Source organism: Corynebacterium sp. (assembly GCF_030538285.1).
Classification (GTDB): domain Bacteria; phylum Actinomycetota; class Actinomycetes; order Mycobacteriales; family Mycobacteriaceae; genus Corynebacterium.
Genome location: NZ_JAUNUG010000030.1, coordinates 17,571 through 36,773, shown reverse-complemented (window position 1 = coordinate 36,773; position 19,203 = coordinate 17,571). Strand labels below are relative to the sequence as shown.

Annotated in this window: 17 protein-coding genes and 1 pseudogene; 15 read left to right on the top strand and 3 right to left on the bottom strand. The window is 63.0% G+C overall.

The genetic code is table 11. The annotated features are described in order from the left end of the window. From infB to Q4G50_RS10320, 11 genes and pseudogenes are all read left to right on the top strand, one after another. The coding region (gene infB, locus Q4G50_RS10365) for a translation initiation factor IF-2 (protein ID WP_303377589.1) at window positions 1-2,325 on the top strand (2,325 nt) is incomplete at its 5' end. A gap of 11 nt (window positions 2,326-2,336) precedes the next feature. Next, complete coding sequence (locus Q4G50_RS10360; protein ID WP_303377588.1) at window positions 2,337-3,122, top strand: metallophosphoesterase; 786 nt, start codon at window positions 2,337-2,339, stop codon at window positions 3,120-3,122. Between the two features lie 67 nt (window positions 3,123-3,189). After that, the gene (locus Q4G50_RS10355; protein WP_303377587.1) at window positions 3,190-4,461 is read left to right on the top strand and encodes an ATP-binding protein; all 1,272 of its coding nucleotides are present in this window, start codon (window positions 3,190-3,192) and stop codon (window positions 4,459-4,461) included. Window positions 4,462-4,519: 58 nt separating this feature from the next. Then, window positions 4,520-4,948 carry a 30S ribosome-binding factor RbfA gene (gene rbfA, locus Q4G50_RS10350; RefSeq protein ID WP_303377586.1) on the top strand — a complete coding sequence of 143 codons (429 nt, stop codon included), beginning with the start codon at window positions 4,520-4,522 and terminating at the stop codon, window positions 4,946-4,948. After that, window positions 4,948-5,901 carry a bifunctional oligoribonuclease/PAP phosphatase NrnA gene (locus Q4G50_RS10345; RefSeq protein WP_303377585.1) on the top strand — a complete coding sequence of 318 codons (954 nt, stop codon included), beginning with the start codon at window positions 4,948-4,950 and terminating at the stop codon, window positions 5,899-5,901. The genes rbfA and Q4G50_RS10345 overlap by 1 nt, the downstream gene beginning before the upstream one ends. Next, window positions 5,898-7,184 (top strand): MATE family efflux transporter, encoded by a 1,287-nt coding sequence (locus Q4G50_RS10340; protein WP_303377584.1) that lies wholly within the window; start codon window positions 5,898-5,900, stop codon window positions 7,182-7,184. The genes Q4G50_RS10345 and Q4G50_RS10340 overlap by 4 nt, the downstream gene beginning before the upstream one ends. A 55-nt stretch (window positions 7,185-7,239) precedes the next feature. Continuing rightward, window positions 7,240-7,437: a hypothetical protein gene (locus Q4G50_RS10335; protein WP_303377583.1), complete on the top strand. Its 198-nt coding sequence runs from the start codon at window positions 7,240-7,242 to the stop codon at window positions 7,435-7,437. Further along, window positions 7,437-7,865 (top strand): hypothetical protein, encoded by a 429-nt coding sequence (locus Q4G50_RS10330; protein ID WP_303377582.1) that lies wholly within the window; start codon window positions 7,437-7,439, stop codon window positions 7,863-7,865. The genes Q4G50_RS10335 and Q4G50_RS10330 overlap by 1 nt, the downstream gene beginning before the upstream one ends. 9 nt (window positions 7,866-7,874) lie before the next feature. Then, a pseudogene (locus Q4G50_RS14660) lies at window positions 7,875-8,084 on the top strand (cell filamentation protein Fic); the annotation flags it as partial. 184 nt (window positions 8,085-8,268) lie between these two features. Beyond that, on the top strand, window positions 8,269-9,081 hold the full coding sequence (locus tag Q4G50_RS10325) for a metallophosphoesterase (RefSeq protein ID WP_303377581.1): 813 nt from the start codon (window positions 8,269-8,271) through the stop codon (window positions 9,079-9,081). Next, complete coding sequence (locus Q4G50_RS10320) at window positions 9,074-9,730, top strand: 4'-phosphopantetheinyl transferase (protein WP_303377580.1); 657 nt, start codon at window positions 9,074-9,076, stop codon at window positions 9,728-9,730. Before Q4G50_RS10325 ends, Q4G50_RS10320 begins: the two co-directional genes overlap by 8 nt. Before the next feature lie 146 nt (window positions 9,731-9,876). On the opposite strand, the gene truB is transcribed toward Q4G50_RS10320, so the two are convergent. After that, a complete protein-coding gene (gene truB / locus Q4G50_RS10315; protein WP_303377579.1) occupies window positions 9,877-10,770 on the bottom strand; it encodes a tRNA pseudouridine(55) synthase TruB in 894 nt (297 codons plus the stop codon). 30 nt (window positions 10,771-10,800) lie between these two features. On the opposite strand from truB, the gene Q4G50_RS10310 reads away from it, so the two are divergent. The 4 genes from Q4G50_RS10310 to Q4G50_RS10295 all read left to right on the top strand — a co-directional run bounded on the left by Q4G50_RS10310 (window position 10,801) and on the right by Q4G50_RS10295 (window position 15,828). Beyond that, the gene (locus Q4G50_RS10310; protein WP_303377578.1) at window positions 10,801-11,760 is read left to right on the top strand and encodes a bifunctional riboflavin kinase/FAD synthetase; all 960 of its coding nucleotides are present in this window, start codon (window positions 10,801-10,803) and stop codon (window positions 11,758-11,760) included. Further along, window positions 11,757-12,674, top strand: coding sequence for a nucleoside hydrolase (locus tag Q4G50_RS10305; protein WP_303377577.1), 918 nt, complete (start codon window positions 11,757-11,759; stop codon window positions 12,672-12,674). The genes Q4G50_RS10310 and Q4G50_RS10305 overlap by 4 nt, the downstream gene beginning before the upstream one ends. Window positions 12,675-12,692: 18 nt before the next feature. Next, window positions 12,693-13,418 (top strand): hypothetical protein, encoded by a 726-nt coding sequence (locus Q4G50_RS10300; RefSeq protein WP_303377576.1) that lies wholly within the window; start codon window positions 12,693-12,695, stop codon window positions 13,416-13,418. An 85-nt stretch (window positions 13,419-13,503) separates the two neighbouring features. Continuing rightward, window positions 13,504-15,828: an AAA family ATPase gene (locus tag Q4G50_RS10295; protein WP_303377575.1), complete on the top strand. Its 2,325-nt coding sequence runs from the start codon at window positions 13,504-13,506 to the stop codon at window positions 15,826-15,828. A 16-nt stretch (window positions 15,829-15,844) separates the two neighbouring features. Here Q4G50_RS10295 and Q4G50_RS10290 read toward each other — a convergent pair whose 3' ends face one another. Beyond that, the gene (locus Q4G50_RS10290) at window positions 15,845-17,932 is read right to left on the bottom strand and encodes a DEAD/DEAH box helicase (protein WP_303377574.1); all 2,088 of its coding nucleotides are present in this window, start codon (window positions 17,930-17,932) and stop codon (window positions 15,845-15,847) included. A gap of 2 nt (window positions 17,933-17,934) precedes the next feature. After that, window positions 17,935-19,203: a BREX system ATP-binding protein BrxD gene (gene brxD / locus Q4G50_RS10285; protein WP_303377573.1), complete on the bottom strand. Its 1,269-nt coding sequence runs from the start codon at window positions 19,201-19,203 to the stop codon at window positions 17,935-17,937.

The following is a 19,203-nucleotide window of genomic DNA, read 5'->3' as shown; positions in this document are numbered from 1 at the left end:
CCGGGCGGCGGCGCCATGCCGCGCCCGATGCCGCGTCCGGGCGGTCGCCCACGCGTGGCCAACAACCCATTTTCCACCGGTGGTGGCGAGCGTCCGGGACCGCGTCCCGGCGGCGGTCGCGGCCAGGGTGGCCCGCGTCCGGGTGGTCGCGGACCGGGTCAGGGCCAGGGTCAGGGCGGACAGCGCCAGGGCCAGGGTCAGGATCGTCCGGCACAGGGCGGCGGACGTCGTCCTTCGCCGGCTAACATGCCCACCTCGCAGGCTCCGACTCCGGGCCAGATGCCGCAGAAGGCATCCGGTCCCGGTGGCCGCGGTCGCGGTGGCGCCGGTGGCCGTGGTCCGGGTGGCCCGGGTGGCGGCGGCGGTGCCGGCGGCGGTTTCCGCGGCGGCGGACGTCGCGGCGGTACCGCTGGTGCTTTCGGACGTCCCGGTGGCGCGCCGCGTCGCGGACGTAAGTCGAAGCGTCAGAAGCGTTCCGAGTACGAGGCAATGCAGGCCCCGAACGTCATCGGTGGCGTTCGCCTGCCCGACGGCGGCGGCGCGACCGTGCGCCTGCGTCGTGGCGCCTCCCTGTCTGACTTCGCGGAGAAGATCAACGCCGATCCGGCCGCACTGGTCCAGGCGCTGTTCAACCTCGGTGAGATGATCACCGCTACCGCGGCTGTGCCGGAGGAGACCCTCCAGCTGCTCGGTGCGGAGATCAACTACAACGTTGAGGTTGTCTCCCCGGAGGACGAGGATCGCGAGCTGCTCGAGTCCTTCGACCTGCAGTTCGGTGAGGACGAGGGCGACGAGGATGACCTGGCCAAGCGCCCGCCGGTGGTCACCGTCATGGGTCACGTCGACCACGGTAAGACCCGCCTGCTGGACACCATCCGTAAGGCTGATGTCGGCGCGGGTGAGGCCGGTGGCATCACCCAGGGCATCGGTGCCTACCAGATCAAGCGTTTCGTCGAGGACCGCGAGCGGAAGATCACCTTCCTGGATACCCCGGGTCACGAGGCCTTCACGGCCATGCGTGCCCGTGGTGCGAAGTCCACGGACATCGCGATCCTGGTCGTCGCCGCCGATGACGGCGTCATGCCGCAGACTGTGGAGGCCATTAACCACGCCAAGGCCGCTGATGTGCCGATCGTGGTGGCGGTGAACAAGATCGATAAGCCGGAGGCTTCCCCGGACAAGATCCGTGGCCAGCTCACCGAGTACGGTCTGGTGCCGGAGGAGTACGGCGGCGAGACCATGTTCGTCGACATCTCCGCGAAGGCGAACATCAACATCGACGAGCTGCTCGAGGCTGTTGTCCTCACCGCGGATGCGTCGCTGGATCTGCGCGCCAACCCGGACATGGACGCCCAGGGTGTCGCCATCGAGGCGCACCTCGACCGCGGCCGTGGCCCAGTGGCCACCGTCCTGGTCCAGCGCGGTACCCTCCGTGTCGGTGACTCCGTTGTCGTGGGTGACACCTATGGCCGCGTGCGTCGCATGATCGATGAGCACGGCCAGGATGTGGAGGAGGCGGGTCCGTCCCGTCCCGTCCAGATGCAGGGTCTCAACGGCGTCCCCGGCGCCGGCGACAACCTGCTCGTCGTCGAGGACGACCGCGTGGCACGTCAGATCGCCGCGCAGCGTGACGCCCGCAAGCGTTCCGCTATGCAGGCCAAGGCCCGCAAGCGTGTGTCGCTTGAGGATCTGGATGCTGTGCTCAAGGAGACCAGCGTGCTCAACCTCATCCTCAAGGGTGACAACGCCGGTTCGGTGGAGGCCCTGGAGGAGTCGCTGCTCAAGATCGAAATGGAGGACGAGGTCGAGCTCAACATCATCGACCGTGGTGTCGGTGCTGTCACCCAGACCAACGTCTCCCTGGCCGCTGCGTCGGACGCTGTCATCATCGCGTTCAACGTCCGTTCCGAGGGCAAGGCCACCGAGGAGGCCAACGCCGAGGGTGTGGATATCCGCTACTACACCGTCATCTACCGCGCCATCGAGGAGGTTGAGGCTGCTCTCAAGGGCATGCTGAAGCCGATCTACGAGGAGAAGGAGATCGGTACCGCCGAGATCCGCGCCATCTTCAAGGCTTCCTCCATCGGCCTCATCGCAGGTTGCATGGTGGAGAGCGGCAAGGTGCGCCGCAACGCCTCCGGTCGCCTGGTGCGCGATGGCAACGTCATCGCCGACAACGTCAAGATCGAGTCCCTGCGACGCGAGAAGGACGATGTCACCGAGGTCACCGCGGGTTACGAGTGCGGTATGGTCCTGTCCTACCCGGACATCCAGATCGACGACAAGCTCGAGGTCTTCGAGATGGTCGAGGTTCCGCGCGACTAACCTCAAGGTGCATGAGCACCCTGTGGTCCGTGTCGGACCTACACGTCACCTTCCCCGCCAACCGCGAGCGCGTCGAGCGCCTCGCGGGCGGGGAAGGTGATTGGCTTATCGTCGCCGGAGACGTGGCCGAGAGTATTGACCTGGTGGTCGAAACTCTCGCCCGTCTCCGGCGGCGTTTTGCGCGGGTGATCTGGTGCCCCGGCAACCACGAGCTGTTCGCGCGCCCTGCTGATCGCTACCGGGGCCGGGCGCGCTATGAGCACCTCGTGGAGTTGCTTCGCGACGTCGGCGTCGACACCCCCGAAGACCCCTTCCCCGTATTCGGGGAGGTCACGATCGCACCGCTGTTCACGCTGTACGACTATTCGTTCCGGCCCGCAGGCGTCACCGCCGTTGACGCGCTTATCGACGCCCGCGCCCGCCGCGCCACCCTCGACGACGAACTGTTCATCGCCCCTTTCGTTGACGTGGAGGCGTGGTGCGCGGAACGTGTCGCCTACTCGCGCGCGCGGCTGAAGGCCGTCGCGGGTCCCACGTTATTGGTCAACCACTGGCCCCTGGTGGTCGAACCCACCCGGCGTATGCGCCAGCCGGAGATGGCCCTGTGGTGCGGGACCACCCTGACGCGGGACTTCGCCCGTGACTACCGGGCCGTCGGCGTTATCCACGGCCACCTGCACATGCCCGAGGAGATCGTCGTCGATGGCGTGCCGCACGTCGATGTCTCCCTCGGTTACCCCTTCGAGCAGACCCGCATGCCACGTCGCGCTTGGCCGCTGCCAGCGTTGCGGGCATAGGGCGAGAAATCCACAAACTGCGGGTTAGAAACCCCATAAGTTGCGGGTTAGTGGTACTGTCGTATTCATGACCAGCATTAATGCCGAGTATCGGCCCCGCGTTCTCGACGGTCTCCTTGACCGCTATTTGGGTGTGATGGGTGCCGTTCTCATTGAGGGACCTAAGGCCAGTGGAAAGACCGCCACGGCTCTCCAACACGCGGCGAGCGTGGTTCGTCTGGATAAGGATGCGAACGCGCGCACGATGGCTGAAGTGCTTCCTGAGCAGACTCTTGTCGGTGATACGCCGAGGTTGATTGATGAGTGGCAGGTTGTTCCGCACTTATGGAACTTGGTCAGGCATGCCGTGGACGAGCGCCGATCCTTATCCGGGCAATTCATTCTTACGGGATCGTCTGTTCCCAATGACGACGTCAACAGGCATTCGGGTGCAGGCCGCGTTGCTGTGCTGCAGATGCGCCCAATGACGTTGTTCGAATCCGGACACTCCACCGGGGCCGTGTCGTTGGCGGAGCTTATGGCAGAGGGGTTTGGTCCCGGGGTGGGAGCCGAGCTTGGGGTGGTTGATGTGGTCGAGCGATTGGTCATCGGCGGGTGGCCGGGTTCCGTCGATGTCACCGTGGAGGATGCCGCGCTTATCAATAGTGCTTACCTTGATCAGGTGTGTGAGGTCGATGTGGAGCTGGTCAGCGGGCGTCGACGTAATCCGCAGTTGGTACGGAGGATGGTGGCGTCGTTGGCGAGGCATGTGGCGACGAAGGCGAGCCTGCAAGCGATTGCCACGGATGCTGGCGGGGCTGAGGGTTCCATGGACAGGGGAACGGTGGCCGAGTACCACGCCGCCTTGGAGCGTCTCCATATTGTTGAGGATCTTCCAGCCTGGAACACTCATCTCCGGTCGAAGGCTCAGCTACGCACTGCGCCGAAGCGAGTGTTCGTTGACCCGTCGCTGGCGGTGGCGGCGCTTGGCGCTGGGGTCTCGAAGCTGCTGGCGGACCTCCGATATACCGGTCTTCTTTTTGAGTCTATGGTTATCCGCGACCTTCGGGTCTATGCGCAGGCAACAGATGCCGCTGTTTTTCACTACCGCGACTCCAACGGGTTAGAGGTGGATGCGGTGGTGGAGAAGCGAGACGGTAGCTGGGCTGCTTTTGAGGTGAAAATGGGTGCCGATGACGCGATTGAATCAGCAGCCCGCAACCTCCTCAGATTTGCCGATACTGTCGACACTTCCCGGGTGGGAGAGCCGCAGGCTCTGGTCATTATTGTTCCCACGGGGGTTGCTTATCGACGCCCCGACGGCGTCTTCGTCGTTCCCATCACCGCCCTCGGCCCTTGAGAGTCCACCAGGGGTAGAATGGGACGTCGTACTTGCACCCGGACTCAAGGAGACCGACATGGCTGACAACGCCCGCGCCGCCCGCCTGGCCAAGCGCATCCAGACGATCGTGGCTTCCGCTATCGAACGTGAGGTGAAGGACCGTCGCCTGGAGCTGGTCACTGTCACCGATACCCGGGTCACCGGCGATCTGCATGACGCCACCGTCTTCTACACGGTCCGTGGTCGTTCCATCGAGGATGAGCCGGATTATGACGAGGCCGCCGAGGCCCTGCACCGTGCTCGTGGCCAGCTGCGCAAGATCGTCGGCGATCAGCTCGGTGTCCGTTTCACCCCGACCCTGTCGTTTGAGGTGGACACGGTGCCGGAGGCTTCCGCGCACATGGAGGAGCTGCTCGCCCGCGCCCGTGCGCGCGATGAGGAGCTGGCCAAGCTCAAGGCCAACGCCAAGCCCGCCGGTGACGCGAACCCGTACAAGGATCACTAGTGCACTCATACTCCGAGGCTGCGCGTGCCATCGCCGCGGCCGATTCCGTGGCCGTGATCGGTCACGTGCGCCCGGATGCTGATGCCATCGGCTCTGTGTGTGCCACCGTCGGGGCCCTGCGGCAGTTGGGCAAGCAGGCCGTGGGCCTTATCGGCCAGGCTGATCCCTTCGCCGAGAACCTGCTCACTATTCCCGGCGCGCGGGAGATCCAGCTGGTGGATCATCTCCCGGAAGTGGACCTCATCATCACCGTCGACTGCGGTTCCATTGACCGCACCGGCACCCTGGCCGGGGCGATCGCCGCTCGGGCGGAGGATACCGTGGTCATCGACCATCATTCCTCCAACGAGGGTTTCGGCCGCGTCAACCTGCTGGATTTCAACGCCGAGTCCACCACCACGGTCCTCGGCCGACTTTTCGAGCTCATGGATATCACACTCGAGCCGCCCATCGCGCACGCGCTGTACGCGGGCTTGCTCACCGATACCGGCAGCTTCCGCTGGGGCAGCCCCGCGATGCACACCTTCGCGGCACGCCTCATGGACACGGGTCTCGACGTCCGCGCCATCGCCGTCGATCTCCTCGATTCCGGTTCCGTCGCGGATCTGCGCATGATCGGCCGCGCCCTCGCCAGCGTGGAAGTCCACGCGGCGGGGGAGCACCACCTGGCGCTCATCATCGCTGATCATGTCCTCGTGCAGACCGGATCCCTGCCAGCTGTGGAGGGTTTGGTCGATTTCGTCCGCTCCCTCGACGGCACGGACCTGGGCGCCGTGTTCAAGGAGTCGGTCCCCGGTGTCTGGCATGTGTCGCTGCGCTCCAACGCGATGGATGTCTCGCGTATCGCGGTGGCACTCGGCGGCGGCGGGCATATCCCGGCGGCCGGCTACACCTTCCACGGCACTGCCGCCGAAGCCAGGAAAGCGCTTCTTCTGGAGCTCGCCCAGCAGTGACCGTCTCCGCCCGGCAGATCTTCGCCCTGGCGCTCCCGGCGCTCGGCGTTCTCTCTGCCACCCCGCTCTACCTGCTGCTTGATACCGCCGTCGTCGGGCGCCTCGGAGCCTTCGAACTCGCCGCCCTCGCTGTGGGCACCACCGTCCAGTCGACGGTGACCACCCAGCTGACGTTCCTCTCCTACGGCACCACCGCGCGCGCCTCCCGCCTCTACGGTTCCGGCCGGCGTGCCGACGCCGTCGCAGAGGGAGTCCAGGCCACCTGGGTGGGACTTGCCGTGGGGCTGACACTGGCCGCCATCGTCTTCGCCCTCGCCACCCACATCGGCCAGTGGCTCACCGGTGACCCGGAGATCGCCGCGGCTGCCGCCACGTGGATCCGTATCGAGTCGATCGCCATCCCCCTCACCCTCATCATCATGGCGGGCAACGGTTGGCTGCGCGGCGTGCAGAACACCCGCAGCCCGCTCTGGTACACACTCGCCGGGGTCATCCCCGGGGCGATCCTCATCCCCATCCTCGTCGGGCTCTACGGCCTGCCCGGCTCCGCGATGGCCAACGTCGTGGGCATCACGATCACCTCCACACTCTTCCTCCTGGCTTTAGGCCGCGAGCACAATGGCTCCTGGCGCCCCCGCTGGGAGATCATGAAACGCCAGCTCGTCATGGGCCGCGACCTCATCCTGCGCTCCCTGTCCTTCCAGATCGCGTTCATCTCCGCGGCCGCCGTCGCCGCACGCTTCGGCACGGCGTCACTCGCCGCCCACCAGATCCTGCTGCAGCTGTGGAACATCATCACCCTGGTCCTCGATTCCCTCGCCATCGCCGCCCAGGCGCTCACCGGCGCCGCCCTCGGCAAGGGCACCATCGAGGTCGCCCGGGACGTCGGCCGCAAGGTCACGCTCTACTCGCTCATCTTCGCTTCGGCCCTCGGCGGGGTATTCGCCCTCGGCGCGGCCTTCATTCCCCGGATCTTCTCCTCGGACGCCGGTGTCCTCGACGCCATCTCCGGGCCCTGGTGGATCATGATCGTCATGATCATCCTCGGCGGCGTCGTCTTTGCCCTCGACGGCGTCCTCCTCGGCGCCTCCGACGCCGCGTTCCTGCGCACCATCACGATCATCTCGGTGCTTTTCGGTTTCCTTCCCGGTGTCTGGTTGTCCTTGCTTCTCGACGCCGGCCTCACCGGCATCTGGTGTGGCCTCCTCGCCTTCATCGTCATCCGCCTTATCGCGGTCGTCTGGCGCTTCAACTCGATGCGGTGGGCAACCGTCGCGGCATAGACGTTGAACTGGGCTTTTGCTAGGATTAGCCCAAGCTTGAGAGGAGGGCAACACCATGACTCAGTCGTCCATCATTCCCCTGGTCACCAATGAGGAAGTCTCCCGTCGCATGGAGTTCGCGGATGCGGCCCTCGCCGCGGCAGGGCATGAGGTTACTGACCCGCGTATGCGCGCGATACTGGCACAGGCCGCACGAGAAGAACTCGACGATCACGAGGTCGTGGCTGCATTGCGCGAGCTCATTCAACGTTGATGTCTAAGAAGCCCACCTTCCGTACCTGGGATGACTATTTCATCCCAGGTACTTCTGTGTTGAGGAACAAACTCTCCCGACCAGGGCATCCCTACGGTGAGCCGAACCCGGCTGCCCTCGAGCAACTGGAATCGAGCCTGACCTCTTTTCGTTTATCTCAACTAGCTGCGAACCCTATCCAGGGCAGTTTCGACTATGCCCACCTCAAAGCCCTTCACAGCTACATCTTCCAGGATGTTTACGACTGGGCAGGGGAGGAGCGTGTTGCCCCTGTCGACCGGTTCATGACGAAGAACGGCTACGCCTACTACCCTGCGGGGCCTGAGCTCAGGAGGGCCGTCGAGCGCCAGTTCAGGTTGTTGGCCGAAAAGGATGCCCTCCGTGGGCTAACCGGCGACACATTTGTCACGGAGCTGGCGGAGATCTGAGGTGAGCTCAACGTGATTCACCCGTTCCGGGAAGGCAATACCCGGACTCAGTTCGTCTTCTTCTCCCAGCTGTGCGTGCATGCGGGGCACGCGCTGGATCACACGCTCTTCGTAACAGACCAGTCCTTCAAGGATGAATTTGTCCGCGCGCGTTTCCATAGCCAGGCCTCGGGTAGCAATGAGCGCCTGGCTGAGGTCCTCCGACGCGCCATAAGCTAGCTCACCCCTCGGTGTTCCCACGTCGATCCCACCAGCCACAGCTCACGAACTGGGAAAATGCGACGCCCCGCGAAAATCCACGTGGAAACAACGAGGGGCCCACCATCCCACCTACCCTTAAACGAAGACATACCGTCCAAACCACCACACCCCCTGTGGTTACATACATGAGAAGGAGGTGCGCATGAGCACAACGCTGTGGGCCGTCAGTGACCTACACGGCGCCGTGAAAGCGAATACGGCGCGGATCGATGAGATCCAGCCCGAGGATCCCTCGGACTGGCTTATCGTCGCCGGCGATGTCGCCGAGCGCACCGACCTCGTCGTCCGCATTCTCTCCCAACTTCGCCAGCGTTTCGCGCAGGTCATTTGGGTGCCGGGCAACCATGAGCTTTTCTCGCGCTCCACTGATCGTCACCAGGGTCGGGAGAAGTACACGGAGCTGGTGGAGGCGATCCGCGAGATCGATGTGCTGACTCCGGAGGATCCTTATCCGACGTTCGGCGGCGTGACTCTCGTGCCTCTCTTCACGCTGTATGACTACTCCTTCCGCGGCCCCGGCATGACGGTGGAGCAGGCGGTGAAGGCGGCGCATGATCGCCAGATCATGATGACGGACGAGTTCGCCATCGCGCCTTTCGTGGATGTCCGTGCGTGGTGTTGGGATCGTCTGGCGTATTCCATCAAGCGTCTGTCGCTTATCGACGGCCCCACCATCCTCATCAACCACTGGCCCCTCGTACAGGAGCCCACCCTGGTCATGCGTCACCCGGAGATCGCTTTGTGGTGCGGTACCCGCCACACGCGGACGTGGGCGGAGCGTTATAACGCGCAGTCGGTCATCTACGGTCACCTGCATATGCCAGGCGTCACCGAAGTCGCCGGTATTAAACACATCGAGGTTTCCCTCGGTTATCCCCGTGAGTGGGAGCGCCACGGTCACCTCAATCCCTGGCCGTACCCGGTCATGCGTTTGGGTGGTGATGAGGATGCTTAACGACGCCCTCTTTCCCGACGCCGCCCGTTTCTGCTACGTCATCACCGATCGTGAGCGCCCTGACCTGCAGAACTATCACGGTCTCCACCCGCTGGAGCAGGCCCTGGTCTCTCATTCGGTGGATGTGCGCAAGGCCGAGTTCGGCGACGCCCGCTGGTGTGCCCACCAGGCGTTGCGGGATCTGGGGCAGTGGGACAATGAGCCGATCCTGCGTGGTGAGCGCGGTATGCCCCTGTGGCCCCAGGACATCACTGGCTCCATGACACACACGGAGGGTTTCCGGGCTGCGGTCGTCGCCCCGAAGACTCACGTGCGTTCCATGGGCCTGGACGCCGAGCCAGCGCAGCCGCTTCCACGCGAGGTCATCGGTTCCATTGCCCGTCCCGGTGAGATGCCCCAGTTAGAGCGCCTACGCAACGAGGGTGTCGATTGCGCCGACCGCCTCCTCTTTTGCGCCAAAGAAGCCACCTACAAGGCGTGGTTCCCCATGACCCACCGCTGGCTGGGTTTCGAGGACGCGGAGATCGACATCCGCTCCGACGGATCCTTCGTCTCCTACCTGCTGGTGCGTCCCACCCCGGTGCCGTTCATCTCCGGGCGCTGGATGGTCGACGATGGCTACGTCATCGCCGCCACCGCCGTGATCTAAGGCGCGGCCCTCGCCCCGGAGGTACCCTGCGTGAGGAATAGAAAAACCCCGGCTGCATGCCGACTCGTGTTCGACAGAGGCGTGTGCCGGGGACTTCGACTGACACGTTAGCGTGAATGGGGCGCCAGGCCAAGCACAGTAGGGCTCTAAAGCGTATTCGGCCGCGCCACGAACACGGTGGCCAGGCGCTTGCCTTTCTCCTTGATCAGCGCGATGGAGCGCCCATCAGGCGCCACGGCTGCATGCACCCCGACGAGCCCGCGGGGCTCCAGCCACTTGCCCATGGCCAGAGCCTCGGCTTCCTCCGCGGTCACCTCAAGCACCGGGTAGGAGCGGGCCAACGCCTCATCCAAGGTCAAAGACAGCCGCGGCGACTCCTCCAACTCCTCCAAGGTCAGTGCATCGGCCAACTCGAACGGCCCCACCGAGGTGCGTCGCAAAGCGGTGAGATGCCCGCCGACACCCAACGCCGCACCCAGATCGCGGGCGAGGGAGCGGATGTAGGTGCCCGAGGAGCAGTCCACCTCCACATCCACGTCGAGGAATTCCCCTTCGCGTCGAAATTCCAGCGCCTCGAAGCGTGACACCGTCACGGGCCGCTCGGGGATCTCCACGTCCTCACCGGCGCGCACCCGCTCATGCGCCCGCTTGCCGTCGATCTTGATGGCGCTCACTGCCGCGGGGCGCTGCATGATGTCACCGGTCAGTTCGGCCATCGCGGCCAATACCGTCTCCTCGCTTATCGACGCCGCGCTCGCCCCCGACACCACATCACCCTCGGCGTCGTCGGTAGTAGTGGCAGCACCCAACCGGATCGTCGCGGAGTACGCCTTCGTTGCGGCGACGAGGTGCGCGAGGAAGCGGGTGCCGCGCTCGATACCGACGACGAGCACGCCCGTCGCCATGGGGTCGAGCGTGCCGGCGTGCCCGACGCGGCGGGTGGAGAAAATGCGGCGAAGGCGGGAGACAACGTCGTGGGAGGTCATGCCCTGGGGCTTGTCCACCACGACGAGTCCGGAACTGGCCAGGGGATCGGTCATAGGGGGCAGTGTATGCCGTAGTCTGTAGCGGTGATTGTTTGGCACGGATTAGACACTGTTCCTGAGTCGTTGGCGGAGTCGGTTGTCACCATCGGAGTGTTCGATGGTGTGCATCGGGGGCATCGTCAGCTCATTGAGCGTGCCTCGCAGCTGGCCGATGAGCGGGGCGTCCCGGCCGTGATGGTGACTTTTGATCCGCACCCGATGTCGGTGTTCCTCCCGGAGCGTGCCCCGGTCATGCTCACCACGCTGGAGCAGCGCCTGAACCTGGCGAAGGGGATCGGTATTGACGCCACCCTCGTCGTCGATTTCACCCAGGAACTGGCCGGACTGAGCCCGGAGCAGTACTTCGAGACCCTCCTCCAGGGCACCCTTAAGGCGTCCGCGGTGGTGGTGGGGGAGAACTTCACCTTCGGCAAGGATGCCGCCGGCACCGCCGATACGGCCCGCGAGCTGGGCACAGAGCACGGTATCGACGTCGAGATCGTCACCCTGCTCCACGACGATGGTCAGCGCATCTGTTCCTCCGGCATTCGTGACTTCCTCAACGCCGGCGATGTGGAGCGCGCCGCCTGGGCGCTCGGCCACCCGTACACCGTCACCGGCCCCGTGGTCCGCGGTGCCGGCCGCGGTGGCAAGCAGCTGGGTTTCCCCACCGCCAATCAGTACTTCGCCGATGATGTCGCCCTGCCCGCCGATGGCGTTTACGCCGGCTGGTTCACCGTCCGGGGCCCCCGTGCCATCGACGGTGACATGGAGCCCGGCATCGCCTACCCGGCGGCGATCTCGGTGGGCACCAACCCCACGTTTGGTGATGAGCGCCGCAGCGTCGAGTCCTTCATCCTCGACCGTGACGCCGATCTTTATGGCTACGAGGCCGATGTCGCTTTCATCGGTTACGTCCGTGACATGCAGAAGTTCGATTCCGTCGACACGCTGCTAAACGCCATCCGCAATGATGTCGAGCGCGTGCGGGAGATCCTCGAGTGAAGCTCATCCTCGACCTCGACACGGGTATCGATGACGCCTTCGCCCTCGCCTATGCCCTCGCGTCGCCTGAGGTCGAGCTCATCGGCGTGACGTGCACCTATGGCAACGTGCTTGTCGACGCCGCGGTGCGCAACACCCTCGCCCTCCTCGAGCTCTTCGGCCGTCCGGACATCCCCGTGTACGTGGGGCCCTCGCCGGAAGGGTGGGCCGTGGCGGAGATCTCTGCGTTCATCCACGGATCCAACGGACTCGGCGAGGTACAGCTTCCGGAGGCTGCGGTTAAGCCCGCCAGCGATGCCGTCGAATTTCTTATCGACGCCACCCGTTCCCACCCCGACCTCGTCATCGTCCCGACGGGACCGTCGACGTCCATTGCGGCGGCGCTGGAGGATGACTACTTCGCCGAGCACGCCCGCATCGTCATGATGGGTGGTGCGCTCACCGTGCCCGGTAACGTCCGCCCGTGGGCGGAGGCGAATGTGTGGCAGGACCCTAAGGCCACGAACGAGGTGTTCCGCCGGGCACATAACGTCACGATGATCGGGCTGGATGTCACTCTGAAAACCCTGCTCACCCGTACGGAGACCGCGCAGTGGCGGGCACTGGGTACGCCCGGTGGCACAATGCTTGCCGACGCCGCCGGCCACTACATCAACGCCTACGCCACCACCGCCCCGCACCTCGGCGGCTGCGGCCTGCACGATCCGCTGGCGGTGGCCGTGGCGATCGACCCTTCGCTCGTCGAATGCCTGGCGCTGCCCATGCAGGTTGACGTGGTGGGGGAGACCCGTGGGCGCACCATCGGCGACCTCTCGCGGCAGGGCCCGTTGGTCAATGTAGCGGTGGGTGTAGATGTAGAGAGATTCCTCGGCGAATTCATGGAGCGATTGACTAGGCTGGCCGCTAACACATAAGCCACCTGGGAGGGCCACATGGAACTGCGTAACGGCGTCGCCGCCTTCGACCCTGTCACCCTGCGTATCGCCGCGGAACAGCTGCCCACCGTGCAGCTGCCCGAGGCCCTCGATGCCGAGATGCCCGAGCACCTGTGCCGACTCGCTGAGGTGGAGGTCACGCCCTTCAACGTCGCCGCGAAGATCGACACCGGGCAGCTGACCTGGCGTGGGGAAGCTAAGGCCACGGAGTTCACTACCTATGCCGGCGGGCAGGCCTCCGGGGTGAAGCTCTCCGGGGCGCGCGTCGCCGAGCTTGCCGACGCTACCGTCGCTCGCGTCACCATGAAGCTCGAGGACCGTAAGTTGCGGGCGTGGTTCGCGGAGCTGCCTGCAGAGGTTGCGTCATTGGATGCGTTTGAGTTGGTGGCCGATGTGCGCCGCTGGATGAAGGACTTCTCCACCGAGGACAAGAAGGTGGACACTCTCATCGTCCCGCAGCAGGACGTGGACTACGAGGCCTTCGTCAAGGGTCTGGACAGGTCGACGCGGCAAACGATTCGCGCCGTTATCGACGAGAAGGGCGCCCGTGTCATCGCCGAGACCATCATCGCCGGCAGCCTGCCGTCCTGGGGTGCGCCAAAGAAGGTCGTGCTGGGGGAGCGCGGGCCCGTGCTGTTCTGGTTCAGCGAAGGCAACGAAAACAAGGCGCTGCCGTTCGCTGTGGTGTACACGGAGACGGGGGCTTGGGTGGGGGCTGGGTAATTGGGAACTTGAGACGGTAAAGCTTGCGCGGACAAAATTGTCTTACAGTTGATTAAAATATCAGCATGAGTCTAAAGGGGTTGAAGTGATACTAACGAGGATCGAATCGCTAAGAAACTGCGGCCATTTCGAAGACTATTCCTGGCGAAATGGTTTAAGAGAATTTAAGAGAGTCAATGTAATATACGGACCTAACGGAACTGGGAAGTCATCACTGTCCGCTGCGTTTGACGACTTGAGACAGGGCGACAGAGCGTATGGACGAGTTTCGTTAACTTTCTCCGACGTTCAGAATGCGACGACGACCGATCATCAAGACAGTGTCATTTTCGATCGAGTAATGGTTTTCAGTGACCGATATGTAGATAAAGGTCATCGCTTCAGGGACAAGCCCGAAATGAGTGCGGTCCTAACTGTGGGAGAGAAATCGGTTGAGGAACAAGACAGACTAGAGGAGATCGAGGAACTTCTTAAAGCCGAGGAGGATAAGCGAAAGGAATCCAAGGCGTCGTTGGAACGGGCTAGGAAAGTCATAGACAGTGTTTACGAAGACGTTTCGAAGAATGTTGTAGCGCTAGTCTCGAACGCGGGGGGTCGTTGGCGTAGTAGGACAAGCTTCAGCAGGGCGAAGGTGAGAGAGGCATATGAGCATGCCAAGCCCGAATGGAGTGAACTTGACGAATCTAATCTTCAGTCGAATATTGCGATTCTGAATTCGGGAAATCGTCCAAAACTGCCGCCGATTCAGTCGACGGTGCCGATCGCGAATGATCTGATAGATCGGCTTAAATTGCATCTACTCAAGACGCCGATGACGATAGTATTGGATACTTTAGAAGCGCACCCGGAGGCAACAATCTGGGTCCAGGAGGGGCGTCAGCTGCACGAGGGGAGCAGTTCTTGTATTTTTTGTTCGGGGCCTTTGACCGATGATCGAAAAGCAGCTATTGAAGACCACTTCTCTGATGCTGTTGCCGAGCTGGAGAGGGAAATAGACGCAATACTGGGTGAACTTCGTATAGCGGAGAAACAATGCGAGACTGTCAGACTTTCACTGCCTGACGAAGGACTACTGCTGGAAGATTTGCGGGAAGCCTACCGGTCCAGCAAACAAGACGTGGAAAATGCCCTACGAAGGCTCGAGGGCTGGTGTCGCGAGCTCGGAAAGGTGGCTCGCAAAAAGCGAGAAAACGTGCTGGCTCCGTTCGAACTCCTTCAAACGCAAGTCGAAAGCCCCAGAGTTAACGACGCCCGATTCAAAGCTTTGTGTGCAATGCATGACGAGCGTGTGGAGCGGCATGAGGAAGCTTTGCAGGAGGCGGCCAAGGCGGTGGAAGAACACTATTTGAAGCTGAATGAAGAGACAGTAGTCTTGCAGAAGAAAATAGTTGCAGAATCCAGCCAAGAGTTCGATGTGGCCTCACAGAATATCGGTGACCTAGCCAGAGAGAGGGATGCTCTTAATAATCGTGAGGCAGATCCTATGCCTGCTGCGGAGGTCCTGACCAGGGAAGTGGCTCGAATGCTTGGTAGGAGTGAACTTACATTTGAGCTTTATGAAAACCAGTACCGCGTGATGAGAAATGGTGAGCCTGCGGTTGGGTTAAGTACGGGTGAAAGATCTGTGATCATGTTGATTTACTTTATGGAGGCGGTTGCGCGCGTACCCGGGCCTAAACCGATTGTGGTAATTGATGATCCTGTTTCTAGCATGGACAGTGATGTTTTTATGGGCATATCGACGTACATTTGGTCGGAGGCTGTAGTCAAGGAAAGTATGGCTCAGCTAATACTTTTGACCCATAACTTTGAGCTGTTCCGTCAATGGGACATTCAACTAACGTCTGCAAAGCATATTAAGTCGAGCCTGTACGAACTCCGGTCCAAGCATAAGAGTGGATTGGATGGAGATTTGCGTAGGACTCCTGATCTCGTAGCTTGGCCTCCGAGTAATAAGGTCCGCAAGAAGATTCGATCTACTTACTATCATGCATTCATGGTGGTGGAGGAAGCAAAGCGAAATCTGAACGAAAATGATTCCTTGGAGAATCGTCTGGATGCGCAGTTGCTCTTTCCTAATGTGATTCGTAGGCTTCTCGAGTCCTTTCTGGCTTTCAAGTTCCCCGCGTCCGTCGGTGACTTTAACGGTTCAATGAGGAATGCGGGAGAGTATTTGAAAGATTCTGGTTATAATGGAGATGCGGATGCTCTCCGCCTGCGCTTGACTCGTTATACCCATGCTTACTCGCACAATGAATCGCCGTCGATTGGCGACATTGTTAGCCCGGATGAGGTGAGGACAGCGATATCTGCTGTGTTTGTTTTTATGAAGGCTCTTGATCCACAGCACCTGTCTGGGCTTTGTGAAGTGCTCGAGATTGATGAGAGCGGGCTTGTTTCAGACTTCTAAGCCCACGTAATCTTCGTTACTCGGTCACTGCCCTCACCGCCAGCACGTGCAACGCCCATTCCATCGGCAACGCCTCGGAGAACTTGAGTCCACGGGCGTCGTCGACACTCATCGTGGGCAAAGGTCTTTCTCCGACGGGCAGTGCCATCACTTCCTCCACTCGCGCCCGCACATCACGTGGGTCGAAAAAACCGCTAAGCCCGATGACGTCGTGGCGAGCGACCTGGTCTGAGCGTACGATTCCGGTCTCCGCCAATGCGGCGATGACCTGTGCGTTGTGTGCGTCGCCGGCCCACGTCCACCATTCCCCGCCACCGTTGGCTCCCCGGTGCTCCAGGATGACGCGGCTGTCGGGTGACACGGTGACCTCCTTGTCGAGGCGTAGCGACTCCAGCCCGGCTTTGGCGCGGTCGGTTAACCGGACCCCGCCCGGATCGGAACCCAGCAACACCTGCCGCATACCCTCGGACACCTCCGAGCCGAATCCCGGCCCCAGGAAGCCCCAGCGGGTCTTGGCTGGCTTGTCGATCGGCTCGACATAGAGCCGCCGGCGTCGCCAGTCGATCGTTTCGACTATCCAGCTGCGCCCGGCGAGAGCAATGAGCAGAATTCGGTCCGGATCCGGGGAACCCACCGTCTTCAACTCGACGGTGCCGATCTCGCGGCGGCCTGACAGAACGGTGAACATCGGAGGAGTGGTGAACGCGCTGAGCAGCTCCATGAAGTGGCGGCGGCCGAAGGCCTTTTCCGCAGCCTCGCCGATGAAAGCCAACGCCCCGTCAACCTCCAGCATGCCGACCGACACCAGATGGTCGAGGATTTCTTGCCCGTCTCTCCCGAGTACGTCGGGGTCCATCAGCCTGGAGCCTGCCCACAGTTCCTTCCACGTCGCGGTATTGATGGCACCCTTGTGCAGTGCGGCGGCGAGGAATTGCTGGGCCGCCATATGCATTGGCACCGGTGGAGGGTTGACGGGTTCCACATACCCGGAGGACCAGGCGTGGAGCATCCCCAGTGTCTCTAGTAGCGCGTCATCACCGAGGCTGATGAACAGGCAGTTGCGCACGGAGCCTGACCGCCGCCCGGTGCGTCCCAGGCGTTGCAGGAAGGACGACACCGTACGCGGCGTGCCGATCTGGATGACCCGGTCCAGATCGCCGATGTCGATACCCAACTCCAGGGTGGAGGTGGCCACAATGATGCAGTCCGTCGCGGTGGCGAAGGCATGCTCTGCTTCCCTGCGTTCCACCGCCGAGAGCGAGGAATGGGACAGATAGACGGAGGTGTCCTCACGTCGGAGAGCTCCGGCGAGTTCCTCTGCGCGCATGCGGGAGTCGGTGAAGACCAGGCGCTTTTCTCCGAGGTGCATCCTCGACAGGAGCCGGGCCACCTGGTCGATGTCCTCGAGCTGGTCCACCCATATCTCGGGCGCCGCCGCGTCACTCTCCACCGGAGGGTTAATCACACGCCCGGGGCGGTCCTGCCCGCCCTGGAGCCATCCGAGCAGCAAGTCAGGGTTACCGACAGTGGCGGACATCCCGACCCGCTGTACCGGGCGTCGCAGGTGATGCTCCAGCCGCGCCAGCACGGCGGAGAGGTGCCAGCCGCGGTCATCGCCTGCGAAGGCGTGGACCTCATCGATGATCACGGCGCGGACGGCACCAAGAAATTCACGGTCGTCAACGCTTTGGGAGACCATCATGGCCTCCAAAGATTCCGGGGTGGTCAGGAGGATATCGGGCTTGTCTCGCTTGATGCGCTTGCGTGCCGACGCCCCCACGTCTCCGTGCCACACCGACACCGTGCGGCCCAACCAGGACGCGTAGTGGGTAAGACGCGGCTCGAGGTTGTTTAGCAGCGCCTTGAGGGGGCAGATGTAAAGCACCGAAACCCCGGCCCAGTTTTCGGACGCCATGCGGCTGAGCAGCGGGAACGTCGCTGCTTCGGTCTTGCCACCGGCGGTGGGTGCCAGGAGGATGGCGTCCTCACCTGCCTGGAGGGGAGACACGGAAGCGTTCTGGAGGGGGCGCAGGCCCGGCCACCGCAGGGTGGTCACGATGTGGTGCTGTAGTACGGGGTGCAGGGAGAGGAAACCGTCGGACATGGTCAGAGCTCGATGTCGTTGGGGTTTGTCACGGGGGTGACCGCGGCTGCACGCTCGGAATCTGTCATAGTCGTGACCGGGATGGACAACGCGTAATCCGTGCGCGGGTCAAAGTCTGGATGCAACTGGACACGGTCCAGGATGTCAACCAGGATGCGCAGGAATTGCCGCGGCGCGATGCCCACCTGACCACCGAGTTTCCCGGCTACTGCGTCGGCGAGATCAGAGATGATGGTGTCGTCGAGAAGCTGTCCGCCGTACAAGTCGCGGACGCGGCGCCCCACGGCCTGCAACTTCTCGTGGTTGAATCCCTGCAGCCTCACCTGTGGCAGCCGCGGATTGTCCCACCTCGGATCCCCGGAGAAATCCACGCTCAGGCGCGCATCCAACGGCTGCAGACGCTTGACCCCCTGCGGGCCCTCAAAGAAGGCACCGGTGCCGGTGATCAGCAGGTAAAGGCCCGGGTAGTGGCCGGAGTCGATCTCATCGATCCACTGCCGCAGGGCGTTGAGTGCCTTCTCGCGGGAGTCCGCGCGCATACGCTGCAGAGTCTCCACCTCGTCGAGCACGAGGACCAGGCCGCGGTGGTCGGAGCCGCGGAGAACCTCCAGCAGACCGCGGAAGAAACCCATGGCGGTGAAGTGGTCGAGCTCGGACTTGACGCCGGCCTGCCGTTTGATGGAGGCAGCGATCGTTGGCTGGCCACCCAGCCAGGCGGCCAGACCGTCGGCGACGACAGCATCGTCGACGTTGAGGGCGTCGCGGTAGCCACGCAGGGCCAGAGGGAACACGGGGGCGGCTGCGGCGACGGGGGACAGGCGTGTCTCCATGACGGTCACCGGGTCCTCGCCCGAGCTCATGGCGTCCATCTCGACCTTGTACAGCCAGGAGTCGAGGATGTTTCGGAACGCCTGGCGTGGGAACGCCGAGGTACGGAGGGATTCGGTGGCACGCCGGTACACGGTCTCCAGTTTGTGCAGTGGCGTCTCCAGCTCCGAGATCTGCACTTCGGCGACCGCGAAGTCCTGATCGAGAGCCAGCTGTTCGATCCAGCGGGCGGCAAAGGTCTTGCCCGAGCCGTATTCACCGCGTAGCGCCTTGAAAACCCCACCACCGGACGCGACGGTGTCCAGTTCCTCGAGGATGGTCGGTTCCAGATGATCCAGTCCGACCGCCAACTGGTCCAGACCCTCGCTGGGCACGGTGCCGCGCCGGAGCGCGCTGATGATGGCGGTGCGGCGGGCCGGGGACACGGAACCGTGGTCAGTCAT